Origin of the sequence: Legionella pneumophila subsp. pascullei (genome assembly GCF_900637585.1) — a bacterium.
Classification (GTDB): domain Bacteria; phylum Pseudomonadota; class Gammaproteobacteria; order Legionellales; family Legionellaceae; genus Legionella; species Legionella pascullei.
In genome coordinates this window covers 751,299-776,711 of sequence record NZ_LR134380.1, presented here as the reverse complement: position 1 = coordinate 776,711, position 25,413 = coordinate 751,299, and the positions used below count along the sequence as shown (strand labels likewise).

Here is a 25,413-nt window from a genome sequence, read left to right as displayed (position 1 = left end):
GTTTATGATAGAATAAGTACAATTAATATTTGAGTGAATACCCATGTCAGAAAACTACACTGCGGAAGCGATTGAAGTCTTAAGTGGTCTTGAGCCTGTTCAACGACGTCCCGGTATGTATACCGACACGACACGTCCTAACCATTTGGCTCAGGAAGTGATTGATAATAGCGTGGATGAAGTCCTTGCAGGATTTGCCAGCCGTATTATTGTTACATTACATGAAGATGGTTCCATTGAAGTCGAGGATGATGGCCGAGGTATGCCCGTCGATTTGCATCCTCAACTAGGCTTAAGTGGTGTCGAGGTTATTATGACCCGACTTCATGCCGGAGGTAAGTTTTCAGATAAAAATTACAGCTTTTCTGGTGGCTTGCATGGTGTTGGTGTGTCCGTGGTAAATGCCCTGTCAGAACGACTTGACGTTACCATAAAGCGCAATGGGATTATTTATCAAATGACCTTTGCTAATGGTGACAAATTATGTGAATTAAATGAGACCGGGGTTACAAAAAAAAGAGATACCGGTACTGTTATACGTTTTTGGCCTAATGGCAAATATTTTGATACCACAAAAATTTCTGTAAAACACCTGACTCACGTATTGAGAGCAAAAGCGGTATTATGTAGTGGCTTGTCCATGACCTTTATCAATAAAATCACCAATGAGGAAATGAACTGGTGTTATGAACAAGGTTTAACTGATTATTTGAGGCAAACCTTGCCTGAGGATTATTTGCCTGAAGAACCTTTTGCCGGCGAATTCAAAAGTGATGAAGCAACCGTTGATTGGGCTTTAGCCTGGTCAGACTCTGCCAATGGCAATTTAAATGAAAGTTATGTGAATTTAATCCCGACAATACAAGGCGGCACGCACGTCAATGGATTACGTTCAGGATTATTTGAAGCCCTGTCTGAATTTTGTGAGCTGAGAAACCTTCTTCCTCGTGGAGTAAAATTGACCGCGGATGATCTATGGGAATCATGCCAATACGTTTTGTCAGTCAAAATGAAAGAGCCACAATTTGCAGGGCAAACCAAAGAGCGATTGAGCTCACGTCAAACCTCAGGACTCGTCAGTAATGTCATAAAAGACGCTTTCGCAATTTGGTTGAACCAGCATCGCAATCAAGGCGAAGCCATAGCAGCCCTGGCAATAGAACGCGCACAGAAACGACTAAAACAAGCCAAACAAGTTGCACGCAAACGCGTCAGCCAGGGACCTGCTTTACCTGGGAAATTAGCCGATTGCTTGCAAACGGATTTAAGTCAAGCAGAACTGTTCCTGGTTGAAGGAGACTCCGCAGGTGGTTCGGCCAAACAAGCCCGTAATAAAGATTATCAGGCCATTTTACCCCTACGTGGAAAAATACTTAACTCATGGGAAGTGGATTCTTCACAAGTGCTGGCTTCCCAGGAAATTCATGATATTTCTGTTGCTATAGGCGTAGACCCTGGCTCCAGTGATCTTGAAGGTCTTCGCTATGGGAAAATATGTATTCTTGCCGATGCAGACTCTGATGGAGCTCATATTGCCACATTAATATGCGCTTTGTTTTTAAAGCACTTCAAACCTCTGGTTAAAGCAGGTCACGTTTTTGTAGCCATGCCCCCTCTCTATCGAATCGATGCAGGAAAGCTGATTCACTATGCCCTGGATGATGAGGAAAAAAATAGAATCGTTCAACATCTCACTCAAACCACAAAATCAAAAGTGAATGTTCAACGATTCAAAGGATTAGGTGAAATGAATCCCATTCAGCTTAGAGAAACCACAATGGATCCCAATACAAGACGTCTGGTACAACTGACTCTTGATGATGAAGAGCAAACGGAAGCCATTATGGATATGATGCTCAACAAAAAACGAGCGGCAGATAGAAAAGTCTGGCTAGAGACAAAAGGAAACCTTGCTGAAATATAAGCCAAGCGTGTGTTGGCAATTGGTAATATAGATAGCCGCATCACTATAGGTCAAGACTACAAATGAATTGGATAGTTTATCTTTTTACTTTACCATTTCAACAAGGGAATAATATTAGAGTAATCATCAGTCCATAAAAACAGATCATCATTTGCCACAAATTTCCAGTTCGTTCCTTTCATTACTTGAAACGCCAAGGATTGATTCGAGGTAAGCAAAGCCCATTCTGAGTTAAATTGCCCCAATTTCTTATCGCCCTTATGCGCTAAAAATAAAGTTATCATATCCAAAGAACGTCCAATTGCATTAATTACCGGGAGCATTTGCAGATGTCTGTTACTTAGATTAACCAAAATAACTCCATTGTCGACAATTTTCCTCTTATATAAGGTGAATGCTTCAAGTGTCATCAGATGGACAGGAATAGCATCTGAATTAAACGCATCCAAAATTAGTAAATTCTGCGAAGCATCTGGCATATTCACCAAGGCCAATCGACCATCCTGTTTAATAATCTCGGCTGATGGAGAACAGTCACGTATGTATGTGAATAATTTATTATTTTTAGCTAAATCAATTACTTGTTGATCAATCTCAATAACCTTTACGGAATCTGTTGCCCGAAATTGGCACAACAGCGTTCCTGCCCCCAATCCCATAATCGTCACAGAAAGCGGATGAAACTCCTTCTTCAGAATATCGACAATCGGGGCTATGGCTCCATAATAGGAGCTTGTTCCATAACTTGATCTTTCCCCATTCATTACTTGCATCCCATGCAGGGTTGATTGGCTTATTAATGCATGCACATCATCCTTTTTGAAGACTTGCTTGACACCGTAAAAATTTCTTTCTTTGAGCAAAATCTGTTTGTCTTGCAACGGAGGAAAATAAAGGAAAACAAATAAAATGAGCATGGATAGTACAAGATTCATTTTATTGCGATGCCAAATCACAATAATTCCAAGCGCCAAAATAGCAAGGATGTGAAAAGTTGTAATACTTTTAAACCAGGGAACGGTAGGAATGAAATAATGCAGAGACAGCAAACCCAAAACAACTAATGGCACCCACCATCCTCGGTTAGTTTTTGGCAGTGGAAGAGCAAATAAACTTAATAAAATGGCTAAAGGGTACTCGTAAACATAATTAAACCAATTTGGCGCTAAAATTCCATTAAATATCCCGGCTAAAACTCCTCCGATGGACAAGCAAAAATAAAACAAAGTGAGTTTGTGTGGTTTAGGTCTTCGTGCAAACAACTGGCCATGACACAGCAAAGCCAAAATAAAAAAACTTAATAAATTAAATAGCACCAATTGCCACACTCTGATTTGACTAACCCCAAAAATGAACCCAAGAATTGTAAAAATCAGAAAAAACAGGCAATTACGAGAAAGCCATTTTTGTGAAATAAGGGGGTTGGCTGTAAAGGTAAAGACAAATGACAAAAGGTAAAGCGCTAAAGGCAAAACCCAAAATAAGGGAGTTGCAGCAACATCAGTAGTGATATATAAAGTAACCCCTAGCATCAAACTACACGGGACAAAACTCAAAAAAATCCAATAGGCTATCTCTTGCCAAGACAAAAAATCCACTTCTTTTTTTTCAGCTAACATGGAGGGTTGGTATTTTGTAAAAAATAAGACCGTCACCAAAAGTAGCAAATAAATACCAAATCCAAAGTTCCAGAAATAAAATTGATGAGTCAAACCAATAAATCGCTCGATAACCCATGGATAAAAAAGTAAGGCACTCAAGCTTCCAAGATTACTGGATATATACAAATAATAAGGGTCTGAAGCTCCTTTGCTTTTTGTCTGGCTATAGGCAAATTGTAATAGAGGAGCAGAAGCCCCAATCACTAACAAAGGTAAACCCAGTTGCATTAACAAATTATTTAGAATCACCCATTCAGGTTGTCCATCGCTCGTGGCAGGATGAAACAGCAATGGAAATGCAGTAAAACTTAAAACAACCACAACCATATGGATTAAACGCCAAATGGCTGGCCTCTTAATCTGGCTTAAAAGCCATACATAGCCATATGCAATAAGCAGAATAAATTGAAAAAAAAGCACACAAACTGTCCACACACCTGGTGTTCCCCCATAAATTGGAAGTATTGTTTTTGCAACCATGGGTTGGATACTGAATAGAAGAATCGAACTTATAAAAAGACTGAGAGGAAATAAAAATCGAAACACAAAGCAATCCTTAGCCAATGGTGCTGCCAAATGAATGAGTCGATCATTTTACGACTACGCTCTCATTCATACAAGAATGAATTATTACTCTGGAAGATAATTTGGAAACTTAATGAATGAGGATGTTTAACAAACACAAATTGTTCCATATTGGCAGCGTATAAAATCCATTTATGGCTTTTGAAGTTTTTTGTAAACATCCCATTACTTGAAGACAGGCACTGATTCCATATCAGCTGATACTTACATGCAAATAGTAAAAATGAATATTTTATTTCTTTTCCTTTGAGGCTGATAACATCCAATGAGCTTTCTCATGAGCAGCAACCCGATCACTTAGTATAGTCACAGTACCTTCGTCTTCATTTTCCTGAGCAATTTTAATTGCCTGATTCAAATCTTTTACTATCATCATATTATCTTTTGCTAACTCACTGACCATCTCATTAGCACTCAATCCGGAATCACCATCTTTAATCGTTTTCAATTGATTAAACTCAGTAAAGGTTGCGGGAGCCTTATGACCCATAATTCGAATGCGTTCTGCAATTTGGTCCACTGCTTCCGCCAGTTCTTTATATTGCATCTCAAATAATTCATGCAAACTTTTAAATTGAGGTCCGGTAACGTGCCAATGGTAATTTTGTGTTTTCAGGTACAACGCATAAGTATCAGCAAGCGCAACTTCCAGCTTTTTAATTACTTTACTCATTATTCTTTCCTTGTTATTTATTCACGTTATTAAGAATAGTTCAAAATAGTTAAAGAACAAAATTGACATCAATAAAAAACCCGCCTTTACAGCGGGTTTTTATTGGATAACCGGGAGAAAATTACATCATTCCGCCCATGCCACCCATTCCGCCCATGCCGCCCATATCTCCGGCACCAACACCTTCGTCTTTCTTAGGCAGGTCAGCAACCATACACTCAGTAGTCAACATCAGGCTAGCTACAGACGCAGCATTTTGCAGAGCCATACGGGTTACTTTGGTTGGATCAAGAATACCCATCTCAACCATATCACCGTATTCACCAGTTGCAGCATTGAAACCGTAGTTGTCTTTATGTTCAGCTACCTTGTTTACTACAACAGAAGCTTCGTATCCTGCGTTAGTAACAATCTGGCGCATTGGAGATTCAATAGCACGACGTAAAATATTGATACCCATATTTTGATCGTCGTTATCGCCTTTCAATGCATCAAGAGCTTTCTGAGCACGAATCAAGGCAACACCACCACCAGCAACAATACCTTCTTCTACTGCAGCGCGAGTAGCATGAAGAGCATCTTCAACACGAGCTTTCTTCTCTTTCATTTCAACTTCTGTAGCAGCGCCAACTTTGATAACAGCAACACCACCAGCTAATTTAGCAACGCGCTCTTGTAATTTTTCTCTATCATAATCAGAAGTGGTTTCTTCCATTTGTGCACGAATTTGAGCAATACGAGCATTAATTTCAGCTGCTTTACCTTCACCATCAATGATAGTAGTGTTTTCTTTGGTAACAACGATTCGCTTAGCACTACCAAGATCTTCCAGAGTAGCACCTTCCAGGCTCTTGCCAATTTCTTCAGAAATAACTTGACCCTTAGTCAAAATAGCAATGTCTTGCAGCATCGCTTTGCGACGATCGCCAAAACCAGGCGCTTTGACAGCACACACTTTTACAATACCGCGCATATTGTTAACTACCAGAGTAGCTAAAGCTTCGCCTTCAACATCTTCTGCAATGATCAATAAAGGACGTCCAGATTTGGCAACACCCTCAAGTACTGACAACATTTCACGAATGCTGGAAACTTTTTTGTCAACCAATAAAATGAATGGATGCTCAAGTTCGCAGCTCATGTTTTGTTGGTTGTTGATGAAGTATGGAGAAATGTAACCGCGATCAAATTGCATACCTTCAACAACAGAAAGCTCATTTTCCAATCCATTACCATCTTCAACGGTAATAACACCCTCTTTACCAACTTTTTCCATTGCTTCAGCAATGATAGCACCAATCGCTTCATCAGAATTAGCAGAAATAGTTCCAACTTGAGCGATAGCCTTGCTGTCTTTGCATGGCTTAGACATAGCTTGTAATTTTTTGGTAACTGCTAATACTGCCTTGTCAATACCGCGTTTGAGATCCATTGGGTTCATTCCAGCAGCAACTGCCTTGTGACCTTCAACAAGAATAGAACGAGCCAATACTGTTGCAGTAGTAGTACCATCACCAGCGGTATCAGAAGTTTTAGAAGCCACTTCTTTAACCATTTGAGCGCCCATGTTCATGAAGCGATGCTCAAACTCAATTTCTTTGGCAACAGACACACCGTCTTTGGTTACAGTAGGAGCGCCATAAGATTTTTCCAATACAACATTACGGCCACGTGGACCCATAGTAACTTGAACTGCATCTGCTAATGCATTGACGCCAGCAAGCATTTGTAGGCGAGCGTCATCACCAAAACGTAATTCTTTAGCCATTATCATTGTCTCCTTTAAACAATTAGATTACTTCTCGATTACACCCATGATGTCGTCTTCGCGCATCACAACTAATTCTTTTCCATCAACTTTAACTTCAGTACCAGAGTACTTGCCAAACAATACCACATCACCTACTTTAACTGCTAAAGCACGAACATCACCGTTTTCTAATACTTTGCCAGCGCCAACTGCAATGATCTCGCCACGCATAGGTTTCTCGGTAGCACTGTCTGGAATAACAATACCACCAGCAGTGGTACGCTCTTCTTCCATACGACGAACAACAACGCGATCGTGTAAAGGACGAATTTTCATACTTTTCTCTCCTGATTAAATTAAACTTTAAATCATTTAAGTATTGCTTTCCTTAGGACAAACAATACCGATGACAGCGATATGGGGACAAGAAACAAACTTTCAAGGGTAAAATCAAAAAAAATTTTGGATTTGGGATTACAGAGTCTACAATAATGTTTATTAGTAACAGTAAAAGATATCGAATGAAAAAATGGCCCTTATTATCCCTATTATTTTTAACTTCCTTTTTTGTTCATGCCGAGCCCTTGCCAGCCGCTGAAGTATTTAAGGTTAATGTAAAAAAAATAGATCCTAATACCTTTGCCATACAATGGGATATCTTGCCCAAGTATTTTTTATATAGCGACCGTATTCAATTAAATTCCGATAATGATGACATAGCACAGCTTGGAACTCTTCGCTTCCCCACCCCCTTAACCAAAACGGATAAACAAGGACGAACCTTTAAGGTTTATCGCAATCAACTCACTCTTCCTGTGGGAGTACTGGGCATTACCCCTGGGGAAACAATAGTCAATTTGCGTTTTCAAGGATGTGCTGATGATGGTTTTTGTTATCCCCCCGAAGTAAAACAAATCAAACTGACAATTGACGATAAACTGGCCCTTTCCCAAGTTGATTTGGAAACATTGAAGGCACCAGAGGAAACCACCCTTGAAAAACCTGAAAAATCGGAACAAGACATTGCTGATATTTTTGCGAATCATAATTGGATAATGATTCTGCTTATATTTTACGGGTTTGGTCTGCTCCTGTCTTTCACGCCTTGTATACTTCCCATGGTTCCTGTCCTTTCAGGTATTATTGTTGGTCATGGAAAAACTGCAACCACGAAAAAAGCGTTTTTCCTGTCATTAAGCTACGTGCTCAGCATGTCCGTCACTTATGCCGTTGTGGGCGCTGTCGTTGCTCTGCTTGGAGCCAATTTACAAATCAGTATGCAGTCACCATGGGCTATCAGTCTGTTCAGTCTGATATTCGTTTTACTGGCCTTGTCCATGTTTGGCTTTTATGAATTCAAACTACCTGATGCGTGGCAAAGCAAAATAGTGGGTTCAAGTCGTGAACAACGAGGCGGGCACTATCTTGGTGCAGCCATCATGGGATGTTTGTCCACTCTCATTCTGTCACCATGCGTCACAGCACCATTAATTGGAGTATTAACCTACATAGCACAAACCGGAAATGTATTACTCGGCAGTGTCACTCTGTTTACCTTAAGCCTCGGCATGGGTACTCCATTACTGTTGATAGGAACTTCTGCTGGTAAATGGCTACCCGAATCAGGAAGCTGGATGAATGCTGTTAAAGCTTTTTTTGGCATATTACTACTTGCTGTCGCTATTTATCTGATGGCACGCATTTTACCAGCAGGTCTGGTCATGGGACTATGGGCTTGTCTCCTGATTTTTTCTGGTATTTACTCAGGCGCTTTAACCAAAGCCAACACAAATCAGGAAAAGCTATGCCAAGGCATTGGGATCATTTTATTAACCTATGGATTGCTAATTCTCATTGGGGCTAGTATGGGATCTTCGAACCCTTTACAGCCTTTAGCCAATTTGCAAGCAGCTCCTACTGCAACCAACGCTTTTGAATCGGCTAGAGCCCAATCTGTTAAAAGTGTTGAACTGGCTATAAAACAAGCGTTTGGAAAACCAGTGATGCTTGATTTTTATGCTGACTGGTGTGCCTCATGTAAAGTGATGGAAAACACCACGTTCAAAGACCCTCGTGTACAAAAAGCATTGAGCCATTTTATCGTTATAAAAGTGGATGTGACTGCCAATAATCAAAATGATAGAGCATTAATGCAGCATTTCCGTGTAGTAGCCCCTCCGACCTTTATCTTTTTTAATGCTCAGGGCGTACAACTCAATAATTTGAAAAAAGTTGGTGAGTTTAACGCCGATGAATTCATGCAAACAATAAAAAACATTGATGCGAACTAAAGGAATCGTTGATACTTTTGTATGAAATCAGTCGACACTTAAACGATTAGGCAGTATAATTAGTTCATTTTTTTTACAGATAGAAGTTTATGAATCATAAAGTAGGATTTGTAAGTTTAGGATGCCCCAAAGCATTGGTCGATTCAGAGCGAATCATTACTCAACTTAAAGCGCAAGGCTATGAGTTAGTCCCCACTTATCAGGATGCTGGAGTCGTTGTAATTAATACGTGCGGCTTCATTGACAGCGCTGTTCAAGAATCACTGGACACGATTAAAGAAGCGATGGCTGAAAACGGGCGAGTGATCGTTACTGGATGTTTAGGAGCTAAAGCGGATGTAATTAAAAATGCCTGTCCTGATGTCCTGCATATCAGTGGCGCACATGCCTACGAAGAAGTAGTCAATGCGGTACACCAACACTTGCCTCCTCCTGCAGACCCATTTACACAACTCATTCCCCCACAGGGAATAAAACTGACACCTCGCCATTATGCTTATTTAAAAATATCAGAGGGATGCAACCAAAAATGTACTTTTTGCATTATCCCTACGATGAGAGGGAAATTGCAAAGTTATCCAATGGCTCAAATTCTTACTGAAGCCAAAAAATTAAAACAAGCCGGAGTTAAAGAATTACTGGTTATCTCACAAGACACCAGTGCTTATGGCGTGGATACACGTTATCAGCAAGTCGAATGGCAAGGAAAAACAGTCAATACCCGTTTTTACGATCTATGCGAACAATTAGGCGAATTAGGAATTTGGGTGAGACTCCATTATGTTTATCCCTATCCCCATGTTGATGATATTGTTCCTCTAATGCGCGATGGCCTGATTTTGCCTTACCTGGACATACCATTACAACATGCCAATTCACGCATATTAAAAGCGATGAAAAGACCCGCAAGTAGTGAAAATACCTTATTGCGGATTGCTTCATGGAGAGAAATTTGCCCTGATATTACATTACGCTCCACATTCATTGTAGGTTTCCCTGGTGAAACAGAAGAGGAGTTTTCCGAATTACTAGCCTTCCTTAAAGAGGCACAATTAGACAGGGTCGGTTGTTTCAAATACTCACCCGTTGAGGGAGCCAAAGCCAATGATTTGGATAATCCTGTTTCTGAAGACATTAAAGAAGAACGTTATCATCGTTTTATGCAAGTGCAAGCAGAAATTAGCCGTAATAAATTAAAAAATAAAATTGGTAGTACTCAAACCGTTTTAATTGATGAGATAAACAACGATCAAATCATAGCTCGAAGTAAAAGCGATGCTCCTGAAATCGATGGTCTGGTTTATTTGCCTAAAATATCCGGGATTACTGTAGGATCTTTCGCTGAAGTTGTTATCACTGACAGCGACGATTATGATTTATATGCTTCTTTAGTCTGAGGAAATTGCATTAAATTAAAATTTTTTATCTCTGAAAAGATGTTTCATCTGTCCGCTTCCTCACGGTCGCGGCTCAGATTATGAATCAACCATTTGTCAATATGATTCTCGATGTATCTTCTATCGCACAAAATGCCTCTTAAATCGCCATGTTGCCAAAGAGATCATTGCAAGGCAATACGCTAGTAGTGGCCATAAATTAGCCCAAATTTCACCAAAATTGTTTCCTTTTAACATAATGCCAAACATAATCTTAAAAAAATGCGTCAATGGTAAAAATAATCCTAAATATTGTGCCCATTCAGGCATTCCAAATATCGGAAAGGTAAACCCGGTTAACAAAATAGAAAAGGCAATGAAAACATTGATCACTTGCACCGCTTCAAATTGGGATGTACAAAAAGTTGCTATAGTTAAACCCAACGATAACTCCGCAATAATATAAGGTAAGGTGCATAAATATAAAAGGAAAGGAGCGCCAATAAACGGAACATGGAATAAATAATAAGACAAGATAAGACCAAAACTTAATTGTAAATAACCAATGATAATATAGGAAAGAATTTCTCCTAATAAAATTTCTGATGGGCGAGTCGGTGATGCTAATAAATATTCAATCGTACCGCCCTGAACATCTCTAAATGCCACAACTACAGTTATCAGCAACATCGTTAACATGAGCACCAAACCGATCATCCCGGGAACCACATAAAATTGAGTCACACGATCCGGATCATATAATCGGTGGTTTATGATTTGAAAATCCGGCCTCTGCAGGGGAATATTTATACCCTTTTGACCAATTTTCTCTAAAAACGATGATTTCAATCCCGCTAAGGCAATGATAGCCCTACCTGAAGCAAGAGCATCGATACTGCCGTCCTCCAATAAAAGAGCCGGTTTTTGGTTTCGGCGAAGTGCTTTGGTAAAATTCGCAGGAATAGTCAATACCAGGAGCGCCTTTCCTGTCTTCAAGAAATGATGGGCTGACTCTGAATCGTTCATTGAAGCCACAAATGAAAAATACCCTGTATTTTGTATCTCTCGAATCAGTTCACGCGTTACATCAGTATTATCAAAATTGATCAAAACTGTGGGAACTTTTTGGGGGTAGGTATTTATGGCATATCCGGCAATACAGACTAAAATCAAAGGTAAGATAGCCATAATCACGATAGTAGCAGGATCACGTTTCATCAATAGGAATTCTTTGCGGATGATAGCCCACAAACGTTGCATTGAAAAATGACTCTTCACTTTGGACTCCCTTCTTTCATAATTTTATAAATGAAAGCGTCTTCTAAAGTAGTATCTGCTTTTTCGATTTCATAATTGTTCAACACGGAAGGATCCAATACTTGATGTATATCATCAACTATTGAGCTGATGCGCATTTCATTACCCTTTTCAATCATTTGAATTGCGGGGTTATTTACTAATATGTCCTTTAATCTGGAGAAATTCTCACCTTTAACAACCCAGGAGTGTATGCCTGTCGATTGAATAATTTCAATAACTGATCCACGTGCTATGATTTCTCCGGCAGACATATAAACCAATTGATGGCATCTTTCTGCCTCATCCATATGCTGTGTGCTGAGTAAAACAGTAACTCCTTTGGATACTATACTTTGTATATGATCCCAAATTAACAAACGCGATTGAGGATCAATACCTGAAGTTGGCTCGTCTAACAAAAGTATACGAGGCTTATGCAATAAAGCAGCGGCCAAAGCAACCCGTTGCTTCCAACCTCCTGATAAAGTAGCAGTAATACGCTTCTGGTTGTCACTTAAGGCCAGTAATTCAATGATTTCCTTCAGTCTCTCTTTCCTGTTTTTTAATTGATATATTCTTGCGATAAAATCCAGATTTTCATAAACAGTCAGATTTTGATAAAGGCAAAAATTCTGTGGCATATAACCAATTTGAGCCTGGATCAACTTGGTTTGTGTCATTAAATCCAGATTAAGACATTTACCTTGGCCTTTATCAGGAACTACTAATCCACTTAATAATCGTAAACTGGTCGTTTTCCCACTACCGTTTGGCCCTAAAAAACCAAAAATTGTTCCTTCCTGGATTTGTAAATTCAAGTTCACTACTGCGTTGATGCCATTAAATGATTTAGCTAATCCGAATACATCGATAATGATTTGCTTTGAGCCCCATTTACTCATAATTGACTTCCACAGGCTGACCTATTTTTAATAAATCCCTTAATCCGTGAGATAGATCCGCCTTGATTTTGTATACTAATTTATAACGATTTTTGTCACTAAAAACAGCATCAGGAGTATATTCAGCCTGATTGGATATAAAGCTTATTTTGCCTGAATATTTTTTTTCATTAAGCAAAATTTGAACTTTTTTACCTAATTTAATTTTGTCCAAATGGCTTTCGGGAACATAAAACAGGATTTTCATTTGAGAGGGCAGAGAAAGACTCGCAATGGGGAAATTAGGAGGTACGTATTCATCCTTTAAGTAATAACGCTCAGTCACAACAGCGTCTGCGGGCGCTTTGATTGAATTTATGCCATCAAGGGTTAAAATTTTATCCTCTTTATGCAATAATTGACCTTCATTAGCATACCATTCTTTTATATATCCACCATCCGGACTTGATACAATAAATAACTGAGACTCAACATAGCTTGTAGTTTGATACGGTGATTTTTCTTTTTTACAACTCTGCAATGTACAACAAACTAATACAACCAGGATTGCGATCCCTATTCTCATACCTCTTATCCTTTTGTCATCAGTATTAGTCATCCTATCGGCAAAGCAATAACGATTGGGATATCCACTAATTGGTAAATCTCTCATCCAGCCAATCAAAAATAACTTGTTGAAACTGGCCATTGGCATCTGCTTCACAATGCATACCTGCCCCCAATTTGGCTTCAAACATCACATAGGTTTTTTCACAACGCAAAGCTTCGTATAGTGTATTCCCACGATTGGATATCCTGTCGCTGGGATTATCACAGACCAGTGTGGGACATGTGATCTCTTGTACCCTATCAACAAAAGTGTAGGCGGATAATGCCTGCAAATAGTCAAAAGAAGAAGTCAAACCGTGTGTATACATTCTTGATTTGAAATAAAATTCTTTCATTGGATTTTCCAAGAACAATTGATAAAAGCAGGCATTAAGTTCTTCAGCTCTTCCTTCTTTTAATAACATCATGAGGTTTGGAGGTAACATTTTATTCAGTGAGCCTGCAATATCCATTTGCCCTAGATCACAGATTAATGCGGCCAATCGTTTTTCACTACAGGCCGCCCTTGGTGCAAGATAACCGCCAAAACTCCTGCCAATGAGTACATAATTGGAAGTCCCTAGTCCATTTTGCTCATCTAGCCAGTCCAAAACCTGAGAAATAACATGTTCGAAATCTGCTCTCATATACAGCTTTTGCCGACGCAAAGCATGCCCTTGTCCCGGACCATCAAAAATCAAAATATGATATCCATGTAAAAGTGCAGCAGGAACGAGAGCATAACTTTCCTCAAAAGTACTATCGTATCCTCCTGGTACTATCAAAGTTGCTTTAGGAGATTGATCGCTGAAAAATAAATAACCACCTAATGTATGATCATCATAAGGTATCCATACTTTTTTAGATGCGGGATGCAAGCGAGACATTGCTCGTTCAAAACAAAATTGCAATTGATCAAAACAAGGAATCACGCGTGGATCATCAGGATTGGCTCGTAAAAAAAACTCGCTTGTCCGGTAATATTCTGTGGCACGCAGGTAAGTATATGCTGCCGTTAAAAAGTGATTAGCCTCCCAACTGGTATTAGCTTTGGTCTTAAGTATATTAGCCATTTCATACCATGCCTTATACCAACTTTCCCCATCCTTATCAGTTATTTTGGACATTGTTGCATAACATTCACCAACATCAGCACACTGCACATAACATTTACCAAGAGTTCTTAAAAACTGTCCGAAAAATTCGTCACTGAAAACTCCTGTTTTTTGATAAGTATCATAATAATTAGCTTGCATAATAGTAAAAAAATTCCCTGAAAATTAAAGAGTAACTGAAAGTAGAATTTATTACTATGTGCCAGAGCATATTACCAGTGGATCTGTATTAGACCTCTTGCCTAACCTGCCTCTTTCATTTTATTGCTGAGTTGCAAACGTTTCTGCGGCGCTCATTTACTGCATGTAAACTTCGCTCCTCAATACATTAGCGCCTTGCCCTAAAACAAAATAATCAGGTTAGGCAAGAGGTCTTATTATGATTTATTTATAGATTGAATTGTCACAACACGCTCTAATACCGATAAAGCTCTTTGCAAAGTGAAGACACTGCGTTTTGCATTTCGTCATCATTAATAACAACTGGTTGTACAATTTTCTGATGCATCAAATAATGAAAATACTGATACGCCTTCTTTAAAGTTATAAATTGAGATTTCGTTAACACATCCGATAAAAATAAATGTTTAAGTTGGCTTAAAGTATTAGTATAACTTGAAAACTTGGGATCCCCATGATTCAATACAAGAAATTGAACCAAAAACTCCAGATCCAATAATCCACCCCGAGCAAGCTTTACCTCATCTGATTCTTGAAATTGATCGATTTTAGCTCTCATGGTTAATACGTCCTGTTGCAATAGCTTACTGTCTCTCTCTAGTATCAAGACTGATTTTTTTAGTTGGGTAAACCGATTTTTGATTCTTGAATTTCCCGATAATATCCTCGCCTTTAACAAAGCTTGATGTTCCCATGTCCAGGCCTGGTTTTTTTGATACTCAACAAAAGCATCAACATGACTGACTAACAAGCCTGCTGCCCCGGAAGGTCTTAAACGCGTATCAACATGATACAAAACCCCCATTTGAGTACGAGTAGTTAGCATATGCAATATTTTTTGAGTTAATCGGGTAACTAACGCTTCTTCAGATGGTTTGGCAGTATGCAAAAAAACCAAATCGAGATCTGAGGCATAACTCATCTCCCGACTGCCCAGTTTTCCATAAGCTATAATGGCAAACCGTGATTGAATTCGAGCCATTTCAGGATGACGATCACATAACTGTTTGCTTGCCATAATTAAAACTTGATTGACAATCACTTGAGCTACATCAGACAGAAATTTTCCTATGCGCACAGCGTCGCATAATCCGTACAATTCCGCCCTGGCAGCGACCATCCAATTCGTTAATTTAAACTGACGCAGTATTTCCTCATGCAACTCCACATCATTAGTATGCTCTAATTTTTCAGCTATTATCTGCTCCAGTTGAGATAATGAATCAGGATGCCAATCCTTTTCCTGATCCAACAAGATTTCCAATAAAAAAGGTTGGCTAACAAACAGGGAAGAAATAAAAGGACTATTCACAAACCAAAATAATAATTCCCTTAGCGCATGGGGATTTTCAGTAAGTAACGCAAGGTAAGCGCTTCTTCCCACAATATTTTCAAGCAAATGAATTACTTGTAATAAAACCTCATCTGTTTTGGAGCAATAAGTCAATTCTGTAAGTAATAAAACCATAAAACGATCAAGGCGAATGCGGGCTCCCTGTGGTAATCTTCTGCAACGTGGCCCATGTCGGAAAGCATGGAGCATTTGGTAACAATGTTGTGCATTTTCATACCCTAAACTAATCAATAAATTCACTGCCATATTACTTTCAACATGACCTTGCCAAAGGCTAAATAATTGATTACTTAACAGTCTCTTTTCGTCTTCATAATCATCGACCTTGCCAAGAATGGAATGAAAGAAATTACTAACGATTCGTTGATATTGTTGTAATTTATTGGAAAATTGTTCCCAGTCAGTAAATCCCATGGCATAAACTATCTGTACTTTTTTTAACTGATCTTCAGGTATGGAATGAGTTTGTTGATCGTTCAAACTCTGCAGAACATTTTCCAATTTTCTCAAAAAAAGATATGCTTGTTTTAAAGCATCGCACCGGGGTAATAACTTTTCCTTTTTTATAACCCTAAGCGCTAACATAGCATTTTGAACTTGCAACTGAGGTAATCTTCCTCCGCGAATTAATTGAATGTTCTGAATAATAAATTCTATCTCCCGAATACCACCCCGGCCTCGTTTAATATCATTCAATAGAGGGTTAAGTTGCACCTCGCGTTCTATCATAGCCTTCATCCCTCGCAAAGACTCAATCACACCAAAGTCCACATACCTCCTGTAAACAAACGGGATGATTAAACGATCAAACCATGGAAATGATTCATTCAAATCTTCAGCAACAACTCGCGCTTTAACCATGGCATAACGTTCCCAATCACGCCCCTGCTCCTGGTAATAGGTTTCCATGGCTGCAAAACTGGAAACCAAAGGGCCACTATCTCCATTGGGTCGTAATCTTAAATCCACTCTAAATACAAAACCATCAGGCGTTACACTCTGTAATAAATGAACAAATGTTTGCACCATCTTGCTAAAATAGTGCTGATTGGCAATCTGCTCCTCACCATCAGTACTACCCACCTCATTGTAGGCAAAAATCAAATCAATATCAGACGAATAATTAAGCTCTCTTCCACCCAGTTTTCCCATGGCGAGAGTATACAATTGTATCTCTCTACCCTCATTGTTTCTGGGTACCCCGTAACGACTCAACAAGGAAGATTCAATATATTTTAAAGTACGCAAGATGATAGAATCTGCAAGATCCGACCAGGATTGCATAACCTCTTCAGTAGAACTCAAACCAGCTATTTCAAGTAATAACAAGCGCAAAAAATGGGTATGACGAAACCGACGCAATTCCTGCATATACTGGGCTTGAGATAATTCCAGACTTATTTGCTGAATTGCATAAAAGTAGTTTTCTCGAGACCATAGGGAACGACAGGAATCACTTTCTAAAAGAGTGATCAATAATTTAATTTGTCTGCAGGCATAATCACTTACAAGTATCAACTTTTCGACACTTTCTCTCAACGGATGGTGCAAAGGAGCAACATATTTTTCAAGCAACCAGGATTTTGTAGAAATCAATGTTTCAATATCACTCTGTTGGGACATAAAATATACTACTCTTAATGTAAAAATCTAACCATATCATAGGATTAATCAATTTATTTTACATTTAATACTTTAAAACTCCTATTGGACGTTATACTCTTATGAAAGACTCTAATAATATTTTAGTGAAGATACCAATGAAATTTATTAAGGGATTATTGTTTTTTTTCATTTTCCTGATTTCACCTCTCCACGCTCAAGACGAGCCTTTAAGAGTAGGTGTAGGAGGCTTTTACCCTCCCTTTATCATGCAAGGAACCAATAATGAACTCTTTGGTTATGATATTGCAACCATGAACGAGCTATGCAAGATAATGAAACGTTCTTGTAATTTTCAAGTCATGAGATTCAGACAATTAATTCCTGCCCTGACTAACAAACAAATTGATGTAGCGATCAGCGCGATGTCTATTACTGCCGAACGTTCAAGCCTGGTTAATTTCAGCATGCCCTATTTATTGAGTTACTCCAGATTTCTTACAAATAATATACACAATACTCATCAACCGTTTAGTTTAATGCTCTTAAAAGGTAAACGAATCGGTGTAGAAGAAAATACGGTCTTTAGTCAGGAGATTAGAAGGATGGGGATAATAGACCCCGTCATAGTAGAGTTTGACAGAACGGAAGAAATGCTTGAGTCATTGAGCGCAAATGAAATAGATTTTGTTTTGATGGACAATCCTGCTGCTTTATACTGGTCTGCCAATTCATCAGGAAGGCTTCTGGTAATTGGCAGTCCTATGCTGATTGGTTATGGTTTGGGAATTGCAGTAAATCGGGAAAACTCTGAATTACTCAAATCGCTAAATGACGCATTGATAAAATACCAGCGCTCGGATAAATACAAAGAAAATTATAACAAGTACATGATGAATTTTTAAGAGTAAAATGTATGGCAATTGCCGCAAAAATTGCTCTTAATCATTCATTACTAGCTGAATAATCACATTAACGCGTAATAGATTAGTACCCTCATGTTTAACTATCATCTAACGGTCGGATTTGGGGAAGAGCCAAAATAATCCTGAAAAAGCACAGCATAGATGGCTATGTGAGCCTTTTGAAGGATTATTTTCGTTCAAGATGAACCAAATACGGCCGTTCCAGTTAGAGGGCTGATCTTTAACTTTTAATGCAGAGTTTGGCCTTGAGTAATGCAGCGACTAATAACCTGCCTTGTAACATAATCACCCTGACTAGCTCCATATAAAGAAGTAAAATGTTTTGCCAAAATAACTACCCAACCGGATAAACGGAAATTCATGCGTTTTTCATTTTGATCAACGACAATCTCGAAAAGACCTAATGAATCACTGTCACGTTCATTAGCATACTCTTCCATTATGACTCGCGCCGTTTGCAAATCTTTATCTCTGGTAGGCCAATTTTGACTCATAAGACACTCCCTAAAAACATGAGCAAGACTGTTATTACTTCTACAACATGGAGGCAATTTTTAAAATTGCAAGTTGCGAAATAAATAAGTATTATCTCATAAAGTGATTAAATACTCAATATTGCGGTTAATTTTTACACTGAATTAAAAAACATTTATGATTTAAAACGCCCATTGAAAATAGCTTTCACCAAGACCATTGCGTTCGAAACGCCTCAAGAGTACATTAATCCGTTAACAGAGCAAGATCATAACAATTTAAATTGATTATGAGCCGTAATACTCTATAAATTTGCACATATTTTTGTCATTATTTACTATGATTTTGCCCTGAGTGTGTCATCAAATCCTTGACATAGTTTTGCATATACTCAATACGACTTCGAATCGGATGAAGATACATCATGCATAAAATCATAAATGGCGCTATGATAGGTATTGGTTTAAGAGCGCCGCATTATACGCAAATATTAGAAGAAAAACCTGATATTGATTGGCTGGAAGTACACACAGAAAATTTCCTGCTCGAGGGAGGACCCTTGTTAGAGCTTCTATTTTCTATCAGTCAACATTATCCACTTAGCTTCCATGGAATTGGGCTCTCTTTAGGGTCTGCAGAGGGAGCCTGTATGGCACATTTAAATCGAATTAAAACTCTCATTGACCGCTTTCAACCTGTTTTACTTTCCGATCATTTGTCCTGGAGTACCGTAGCGAATACTTATTTACCAGATTTATTACCTATTCCCTATAATGAGGAAAGTTTGACCATTATTAGCAATAACATTGATAGAGTACAAAATTGTTTAAAGAGAACCTTATTAATTGAAAATCCCGCTTCTTATTTGGAATATCAGACTTCATCGTATTCAGAGCCAGATTTTTTGGCAGAAATAATCAAGCGTACTGAGGCTAAACTCTTATTGGATATAAATAATATCTATGTTTCCTGTTCAAATCACAATTGGGATCCTTATCAATATATCCAAAAAATTCCACATGAGGCAGTACAAGAAATTCATCTGGCAGGCCATTCTATTGCCTATCAGGACAACGTGAATTTCTTGCGGATAGACACACACAATAATTATGTGTGTCCCGAAGTGTGGGATTTATATCGATATGCAATAAATTACACAGGTCTTGTTCCCACTTTGTTAGAATGGGATACAGAAATCCCCTCGTTAGAGGTTTTATTAAATGAAGCCAGGAAATCTGCCTGTTATGCCTACAATTAAACAAATACAGGAATTTTTTCTAAACACGGTATTAAATCAACAAAATACTGCCATTTTTGCGTACTTTTGCCCTAACGAAATTACTAATGAATTCCGTTTCAACATTTATCGTAATACCATTTTGCAGAATCTGCGTCATTCCCTGGAAATTACTTTTCCAGCCATTTGGAAATTGGTTGGAAAAGAATGTGCGGATGGTTTGGCATTACTCTTTGTCCAGGATAAAAATAATTTGCCAACAACCAATTGTTTAGATGATTGGGGCGAAAAATTTCCTCTGTTTTTAAAAAATAATCCAACCGTTAGTCACCTTCTTTATCTGAAAGATATTGCAGAAATAGAATGGTTAAAACATTTAAGCTATTGTTCGCGGGATTATCTTGTTTTTGATCCCAGAATACTGCAAAACCACTTAAATGAGCGAGTAGAAAAATTGACTTTGCTATTTAATCCTTCCGTATTTTTATATTCATCCCCTTATTATTTAAAGAATATTTTTAATCTGATAGAAAATCCCCAGGAAACAGATTCCATTGATTTTCAACAAATACCAAGTTACGCAGTGATATCTCGTCAAAATGATCAAATAATTACTCATTGGATTACTCAAGACTTGTTTCAATTCTTATGCCATATAAAAGCAGGAACCTCACTTGGGTGCGCCTACGAAAATGCTTTGGAAAATAACTCCGATTTTGATTTGCTCACTGCATTACAATTTTTACTAAAAAATGAATTATTGGAACATTCTTTTATTAATTCTAATCATCACACTAACAATTGTCCTGAATGACAGTGATGATAAGCACACATTATTTTGCCAAAACCACTAAATCCAATGGTTCTCCCACACCACCTACATTTCTTGCATTCAATTCCTTTTTAGGTATCTTGTTCTCATAACCTTGTTTTACCGCTTCTAAAAATGTATCCCGGGTAGTCAAAGCTTGTGTTTTTTCTTCTTTATTATGTTTTTCAAGCTTGGCAGCCAAATTGGCAGCTTCTCCAATTACGGTATATTCCAAACGATTTTCATAACCTATGACACCAACGACTACTTCACCCGAAGCAAGACCGATTCCTACACCAACCACTATCTGTTCTTTTTTACGGCGATTTTCACTCCATACATCTACTGATGCTACAATTTCATCCACAGTCCTTAATGCATCTGCCGCATAAGTAGTTGAAGGGGTCACAGCGCCAAAACTTGCCAAAATACCATCTCCCATGAACTTATCAATGCTGCCATTATTCTTTTGAATAATCGGAACCAGTAAACGTTGGTATTCCGCTAACAGTCCGATTAATTCACTAGGAGACAGTTTCACTGATGCTTTGGTAAATCCTCGCATATCAATGAACATAATCGCTGCTTGACGGAGCTCGCCATAGCCAGCTTGCAATGACTTTTCAGATGTTGTTATCTTTTCGACCACACTTGTATCAAAAAAACGTGATAAATCTTTTGCGGCGCTAGTTTGTTCCACTGCTTGAAAAAGAGTGTGTTTCGCACGCGTCAACACCAAGGCAATGATGGTAGTAACCAGTAAAACAGACAATATGACATCAAATACAGCTCCCAAATAGACACTCCGTGTTGATGCGAATGTCACATAATCCCATGTAATCACATTCATACCCGAACTGGATAAAGTTTGCCAAGCAATAATCCCCCAGCCAAGAGCTGCAGTAAAGCCTGAAAGGATTACCCATCCAGGCTCAAATCGAAGCGCACGCAAAGCAATTAAAATATAAACATAGTTAATATGCGGATTTTTAAGATTAATCGTTGGTGTGGTTTCAAACTGTAAATAATAAGTCCAAATAATAAATAATAACAAAGCCATTTCGGCAACAATAAAAAATCCCAGAAAGATTGGATTTAATTGATTAGTGTAAACAAACCATAATCGTACCAATACCAAAATAGCAAATAGCCACAAACCGAGGGATGAAGATTGCACCGGTGCGCCAGGTGAATAGCCAGCCGAAGAAAAAAAATTAATAATGCTTAATAATATAATGACACCCAACTGCACACCAGCAACCAATAATTCACCAGTATATTGTTGGGCTTCTATCTCTTTCCTGATACGAAGAGGTAACTTAGAGTAACTAGCCACTCCTTCCCCCCACTATGCGTTCACACAATCCTTTAGGTAACATGATAAATGCTTCTGGATCACGATCTACTGTTGATTGCGCAGCACAAGAATGTTGGGAAGTAGCGCAATCGTTTTTCCCTGCTCTTGCCACATTATAACAACGCTCTCTTTTTACTGTGATATCATCTGATGAAAGCCAATCAGTATAGGCGTATATAGAAGCAATAGCAGCTCCTAAAGCAGCTGCTATGACGGCCGTGTTTTGTATCGGACGTTTATTCATATGATTTTCCACTATTTTAGGAATAGCTTCTTATTCTAGGCCAAATAATCTGCAACCACTTCTCCATAAGGTAAGGTCAAATCCGTAATAAAATGTGAAACGGATACAATCTTTTTAATATAAAGATTGGAGATAGGGGCTAATGCATGAGGATGAAGCTCAAGACTACCTGGTCCGGTCCATGCTCCTTTCACTGTAACATCAGTCATATAGGTTTTGGTCAATTGATTAACTAAGGGAGTACCATCAACATTAGGAATGTTCTTAAGCAAAAATACAGGTTTTTTTACTGACTCCAATACTTTTTCCGTATCCAGCGGGCGATGTTTATATCCCATAGTTGCAATGGCAATATCAATACTTCCATACTTAAGAATACCAATGAGCGTGTCTTCTTCAACAAACAATTTGGGTTTGGCCAGTTTCTTTGGAAAACCCCATATTTCCCGACCACCAGCAATTGGGGCGTGGCAATCAAGAAACATTGAAATGGTGAATCCACCCTCTTCTCCTTTATATCTCACCGGAACCACTTGCCCTGACTCGGTGTAATCACCAAATCCTGTTGAATCAGGCATGCGTATAAATTCAAATTTGACTACCGGCTCCAATAACTCCATATCAGGAGGCAGTATAGCTTGCAAAAGCTCTGGATCAGTTTCATAGGCAATAATAAAAAATTCACGATTAATAAATCGATATGGTCCAGCCGGGTAAGTATTTAACCAACGTGGTGCTGGCATATTAAATTCATTATCGATAACACCTTCTAGAGAATTTGCTGAAAGATACTTATCCATTAATCACTCCCTTTGTATTTCCTTATTATATTCAATGAGCCCTATACCTCACTCATCCCGGATTTGTTTTTTTTATTCAATGAATCATCGGTAATCAGCAAATTATTGGCACGAAAAGTGTAATAAGACCAAAGCCAATTTAAAATGACACTTAAACGATTTCGAGAACCAACCAGAAAAAAGACATGGACCCCACCCCAAAACCACCATGCCAGTTCTCCACTGATTTTAAAATGATCAAATTCTGCAACAGCGGCTTTACGACCTACTGTAGCCAAACTACCGTAATGAATATATTTAAATGGTTTATATCTTGAGTTGTTATTATAAACTCTTTTCGTTATGACTTTAGCTACATAAGCACCGCCTTGTTTTGCGGCTGGTGCAATACCTGGTACCGGCTTGCCATTCCAGGCATTCGAAGCAGCCGTATCTCCAATGACAAAAATATTGGAGTACCTGGCGACTGTGAGATCGTCATTCACTTTCACACGACCCGCCGGATCTGCTTCGACTTGAAGCCATTTTGATGCAGGGGAAGCCGCAACTCCTGCGGCCCAAAAAACTGATTTTGAATAAATTCTTTCTTTATTAATAATCACACCATCGTTATCAATTTGCTCAACCATGCTATTCACCAGAACTTTAACCCCCATACTTTCCAAATAGCGTTGTGCTTTTTGCGATATTTGTTCTGAAAAGGTAGGTAAAATCCGTGGTGCTGCCTGAACCAGAATAATATTTGCTGATGCTGGATCAAAATGACGAAACTCTTTTACTATCCCAAAGCGGGCTAGTTCCGCTATGGCACCTGCCAGTTCAACTCCAGTAGGCCCAGCGCCTACAATGACGAAATTTAACAATTGTCTACGTTCTTCATCACTTTCCGCGATCTCGGCCAGTTCAAAAGATTTTATTATACGGCTACGAACAGAGGTTCCATCATTAATTGTTTTTAACCCCGGAGCATAAGGAGCCCAATTGTCTTTGCCAAAATAGCTATGCGTTGCTCCTGTCGCTATCACCAGATAATCATATGGAATTGTGAAATTATCAGCTATGACAAGGCGTTCCTCTTTATTAATATCTGTCACATTACCCAACAATATTTCCGCATTAAATTGTTCTAAAAATATAGAGCGAATTGAAATAGCGATATCGGCAGGTGATAAACTTCCGGTGGCAATCTGGTATAAAAAAGGTTGAAAAAGATGATAATTGTGTCTATCAATCAAGGTGATCTTGACTGGCATATGGCGTAGTGCCTTAGCACAGGCAATCCCTCCAAAACCTGCACCTATAATGACTACTCGAGGTAAACCATCCAGGCTAAATGCCGGTTTTCCAGAAAGCTGGGGATAATGTTTTTTCAAAGTGTGAAAGATCAAATGATCTAATGACAAGATTCCAGGACCCGAAATAAATAAGATAGCCATTACCATCATCCAGTATAAATAAAAACCGGTTACTCCCGGAGTAAAACTCAATAGAACCACTATTAATCCAAGAATTGCAACAACTCGAGTCGCTAAGCCAATCCCCAGAAAAATAGCCATGAATAGTGAAAAATGGTTAAAAACGATGGAAGCTGAACTTAGAGGCAACCATGACATCAACGACTGAAGTTTATCAGGAGAAATTATTTGTATGTGTTGATTAATGAGTAAAAGTGAAATCATTAACCATAGACGTAAAGAAAATAAATACAAGCTTGAAAAAAATTCTCTTGTTTTATCTACAAATGTCACAATCAACATTGCAAACGGCAAAGGACTGCGACTAAACCCATGCTCAAACAAATTATCAAGAGAAAGTGGACCTGGGCCTCGCAACACATAACCCAACATTAATGCAATCCAAAGCAAATTAAGATCGATAGGCTGGTAATAGACTTGAGTCATGACAGCGAATCCAACAATAACTGCCGCCCCGCATCGGGTAAACAAACCCAAAAGCAGGGAAATCCCCCCTACAAACTGTGCCAATATGCCTAACAAAGCTTCCCATTCAGGTGATAGCCATGGAACCGGGTATTCATTTTTAGCTAAATAGACAGCAGTATCCCAGTGGTTGGTTAGAAGTATTGCGGAAACTAATAATTGCTGGGCTATCCATATTCGAAATGCCAAATCAATAACAGGCCATCCAATCCGGCCAAGAAAGTCAACAGTGTCCATAAAAGTGTCGAAACACCTCGCCGTGTTTCTTGAAAACGAACGACTGTTTTGAGGTATCTGTGCCTGATCTTCTTGCTGCATATCAAA

At 38.6% G+C, this 25,413-nt stretch carries 20 protein-coding genes; 6 read left to right on the top strand and 14 right to left on the bottom strand.

The window, feature by feature from the left end; translation table 11 throughout:
* Positions 1-43: 43 nt before the first annotated feature.
* On the top strand, positions 44-1,924 hold the full coding sequence (parE, locus tag EL201_RS03575; protein ID WP_027223737.1) for a DNA topoisomerase IV subunit B: 1,881 nt from the start codon (positions 44-46) through the stop codon (positions 1,922-1,924).
* 89 nt (positions 1,925-2,013) lie between these two features.
* On the opposite strand, the gene EL201_RS03570 is transcribed toward parE, so the two are convergent.
* From EL201_RS03570 to groES, 4 genes are all read right to left on the bottom strand, one after another.
* Complete coding sequence (locus EL201_RS03570) at positions 2,014-4,131, bottom strand: fused MFS/spermidine synthase (protein ID WP_027223736.1); 2,118 nt, start codon at positions 4,129-4,131, stop codon at positions 2,014-2,016.
* A gap of 271 nt (positions 4,132-4,402) precedes the next feature.
* Positions 4,403-4,843 (bottom strand): Dps family protein, encoded by a 441-nt coding sequence (locus tag EL201_RS03565; protein ID WP_010946426.1) that lies wholly within the window; start codon positions 4,841-4,843, stop codon positions 4,403-4,405.
* 121 nt (positions 4,844-4,964) lie between these two features.
* Positions 4,965-6,614: a chaperonin GroEL gene (gene groL / locus EL201_RS03560; protein WP_197712603.1), complete on the bottom strand. Its 1,650-nt coding sequence runs from the start codon at positions 6,612-6,614 to the stop codon at positions 4,965-4,967.
* A 24-nt stretch (positions 6,615-6,638) separates the two neighbouring features.
* Positions 6,639-6,929 carry a co-chaperone GroES gene (gene groES, locus EL201_RS03555; RefSeq protein WP_010946424.1) on the bottom strand — a complete coding sequence of 97 codons (291 nt, stop codon included), beginning with the start codon at positions 6,927-6,929 and terminating at the stop codon, positions 6,639-6,641.
* Between the two features lie 185 nt (positions 6,930-7,114).
* On the opposite strand from groES, the gene dsbD reads away from it, so the two are divergent.
* Both dsbD and rimO read left to right on the top strand, forming a co-directional pair.
* A complete protein-coding gene (gene dsbD / locus EL201_RS03550) occupies positions 7,115-8,884 on the top strand; it encodes a protein-disulfide reductase DsbD (RefSeq protein ID WP_027223734.1) in 1,770 nt (589 codons plus the stop codon).
* A gap of 89 nt (positions 8,885-8,973) precedes the next feature.
* Positions 8,974-10,281: a 30S ribosomal protein S12 methylthiotransferase RimO gene (rimO, locus tag EL201_RS03545; protein WP_027223733.1), complete on the top strand. Its 1,308-nt coding sequence runs from the start codon at positions 8,974-8,976 to the stop codon at positions 10,279-10,281.
* A gap of 120 nt (positions 10,282-10,401) precedes the next feature.
* Here the strand turns inward: rimO and EL201_RS03540 are convergent, their stop codons facing one another.
* From EL201_RS03540 to glnE, 5 genes are all read right to left on the bottom strand, one after another.
* Positions 10,402-11,538 (bottom strand): ABC transporter permease, encoded by a 1,137-nt coding sequence (locus tag EL201_RS03540; RefSeq protein WP_231955135.1) that lies wholly within the window; start codon positions 11,536-11,538, stop codon positions 10,402-10,404.
* The gene (locus tag EL201_RS03535; protein ID WP_027223731.1) at positions 11,535-12,461 is read right to left on the bottom strand and encodes an ABC transporter ATP-binding protein; all 927 of its coding nucleotides are present in this window, start codon (positions 12,459-12,461) and stop codon (positions 11,535-11,537) included. Before EL201_RS03535 ends, EL201_RS03540 begins: the two co-directional genes overlap by 4 nt.
* A complete protein-coding gene (locus tag EL201_RS03530) occupies positions 12,454-13,149 on the bottom strand; it encodes an HlyD family secretion protein (protein WP_232007075.1) in 696 nt (231 codons plus the stop codon). The genes EL201_RS03535 and EL201_RS03530 overlap by 8 nt, the downstream gene beginning before the upstream one ends.
* Complete coding sequence (locus EL201_RS03525) at positions 13,094-14,305, bottom strand: alpha/beta hydrolase family protein (protein ID WP_027223729.1); 1,212 nt, start codon at positions 14,303-14,305, stop codon at positions 13,094-13,096. Before EL201_RS03525 ends, EL201_RS03530 begins: the two co-directional genes overlap by 56 nt.
* A 274-nt stretch (positions 14,306-14,579) precedes the next feature.
* Entirely contained in the window at positions 14,580-17,321 is a 2,742-nt protein-coding gene (glnE, locus tag EL201_RS03520) for a bifunctional [glutamate--ammonia ligase]-adenylyl-L-tyrosine phosphorylase/[glutamate--ammonia-ligase] adenylyltransferase (protein ID WP_027223728.1), read from the bottom strand.
* Positions 17,322-17,458: 137 nt separating this feature from the next.
* On the opposite strand from glnE, the gene EL201_RS03515 reads away from it, so the two are divergent.
* A complete protein-coding gene (locus tag EL201_RS03515) occupies positions 17,459-18,205 on the top strand; it encodes a transporter substrate-binding domain-containing protein (protein ID WP_027223727.1) in 747 nt (248 codons plus the stop codon).
* Positions 18,206-18,453: 248 nt separating this feature from the next.
* Here the strand turns inward: EL201_RS03515 and EL201_RS03510 are convergent, their stop codons facing one another.
* Positions 18,454-18,720, bottom strand: a complete 267-nt coding sequence (locus tag EL201_RS03510; RefSeq protein WP_027223726.1) for a hypothetical protein — start codon at positions 18,718-18,720, stop codon at positions 18,454-18,456.
* Between the two features lie 404 nt (positions 18,721-19,124).
* On the opposite strand from EL201_RS03510, the gene bufB reads away from it, so the two are divergent.
* Both bufB and EL201_RS03500 read left to right on the top strand, forming a co-directional pair.
* Complete coding sequence (bufB, locus tag EL201_RS03505; RefSeq protein ID WP_027223725.1) at positions 19,125-19,958, top strand: MNIO family bufferin maturase; 834 nt, start codon at positions 19,125-19,127, stop codon at positions 19,956-19,958.
* On the top strand, positions 19,945-20,751 hold the full coding sequence (locus EL201_RS03500) for an HvfC/BufC N-terminal domain-containing protein (RefSeq protein WP_027223724.1): 807 nt from the start codon (positions 19,945-19,947) through the stop codon (positions 20,749-20,751). The genes bufB and EL201_RS03500 overlap by 14 nt, the downstream gene beginning before the upstream one ends.
* A gap of 19 nt (positions 20,752-20,770) precedes the next feature.
* On the opposite strand, the gene EL201_RS03495 is transcribed toward EL201_RS03500, so the two are convergent.
* The 4 genes from EL201_RS03495 to EL201_RS03480 are packed head-to-tail and all read right to left on the bottom strand — an operon-like array spanning position 20,771 to position 25,407.
* Positions 20,771-22,084: an adenylate/guanylate cyclase domain-containing protein gene (locus EL201_RS03495; protein WP_027223723.1), complete on the bottom strand. Its 1,314-nt coding sequence runs from the start codon at positions 22,082-22,084 to the stop codon at positions 20,771-20,773.
* Positions 22,077-22,349, bottom strand: coding sequence for a BufA1 family periplasmic bufferin-type metallophore (locus tag EL201_RS03490; RefSeq protein ID WP_027223722.1), 273 nt, complete (start codon positions 22,347-22,349; stop codon positions 22,077-22,079). The genes EL201_RS03495 and EL201_RS03490 overlap by 8 nt, the downstream gene beginning before the upstream one ends.
* Positions 22,350-22,384: 35 nt before the next feature.
* Positions 22,385-23,149, bottom strand: a complete 765-nt coding sequence (locus tag EL201_RS03485) for an acetoacetate decarboxylase (RefSeq protein WP_027223721.1) — start codon at positions 23,147-23,149, stop codon at positions 22,385-22,387.
* 41 nt (positions 23,150-23,190) lie between these two features.
* Positions 23,191-25,407: an FAD-dependent oxidoreductase gene (locus EL201_RS03480; RefSeq protein WP_027223720.1), complete on the bottom strand. Its 2,217-nt coding sequence runs from the start codon at positions 25,405-25,407 to the stop codon at positions 23,191-23,193.
* Positions 25,408-25,413: the final 6 nt, after the last annotated feature.

Bases quoted from the DNA above. Each gene is read 5' to 3' on its own strand.
- EL201_RS03515 (WP_027223727.1), top strand. From the start codon at position 17,459: ATGAAATTTATTAAGGGATTATTGTTTTTTTTCATTTTCCTGATTTCA.
- EL201_RS03500 (WP_027223724.1), top strand. From the start codon at position 19,945: ATGCCTACAATTAAACAAATACAGGAATTTTTTCTAAACACGGTATTA.
- EL201_RS03480 (WP_027223720.1), bottom strand. From the start codon at position 25,407: ATGCAGCAAGAAGATCAGGCACAGATACCTCAAAACAGTCGTTCGTTT.
- EL201_RS03490 (WP_027223722.1), bottom strand. From the start codon at position 22,349: ATGAATAAACGTCCGATACAAAACACGGCCGTCATAGCAGCTGCTTTA.
- glnE (WP_027223728.1), bottom strand. From the start codon at position 17,321: ATGTCCCAACAGAGTGATATTGAAACATTGATTTCTACAAAATCCTGG.
- rimO (WP_027223733.1), top strand. From the start codon at position 8,974: ATGAATCATAAAGTAGGATTTGTAAGTTTAGGATGCCCCAAAGCATTG.
- groES (WP_010946424.1), bottom strand. From the start codon at position 6,929: ATGAAAATTCGTCCTTTACACGATCGCGTTGTTGTTCGTCGTATGGAA.
- EL201_RS03565 (WP_010946426.1), bottom strand. From the start codon at position 4,843: ATGAGTAAAGTAATTAAAAAGCTGGAAGTTGCGCTTGCTGATACTTAT.
- EL201_RS03485 (WP_027223721.1), bottom strand. From the start codon at position 23,149: ATGGATAAGTATCTTTCAGCAAATTCTCTAGAAGGTGTTATCGATAAT.
- bufB (WP_027223725.1), top strand. From the start codon at position 19,125: ATGCATAAAATCATAAATGGCGCTATGATAGGTATTGGTTTAAGAGCG.
- dsbD (WP_027223734.1), top strand. From the start codon at position 7,115: ATGAAAAAATGGCCCTTATTATCCCTATTATTTTTAACTTCCTTTTTT.
- parE (WP_027223737.1), top strand. From the start codon at position 44: ATGTCAGAAAACTACACTGCGGAAGCGATTGAAGTCTTAAGTGGTCTT.
- EL201_RS03535 (WP_027223731.1), bottom strand. From the start codon at position 12,461: ATGAGTAAATGGGGCTCAAAGCAAATCATTATCGATGTATTCGGATTA.
- EL201_RS03510 (WP_027223726.1), bottom strand. From the start codon at position 18,720: ATGAGTCAAAATTGGCCTACCAGAGATAAAGATTTGCAAACGGCGCGA.
- EL201_RS03525 (WP_027223729.1), bottom strand. From the start codon at position 14,305: ATGCAAGCTAATTATTATGATACTTATCAAAAAACAGGAGTTTTCAGT.
- EL201_RS03530 (WP_232007075.1), bottom strand. From the start codon at position 13,149: ATGGCCAGTTTCAACAAGTTATTTTTGATTGGCTGGATGAGAGATTTA.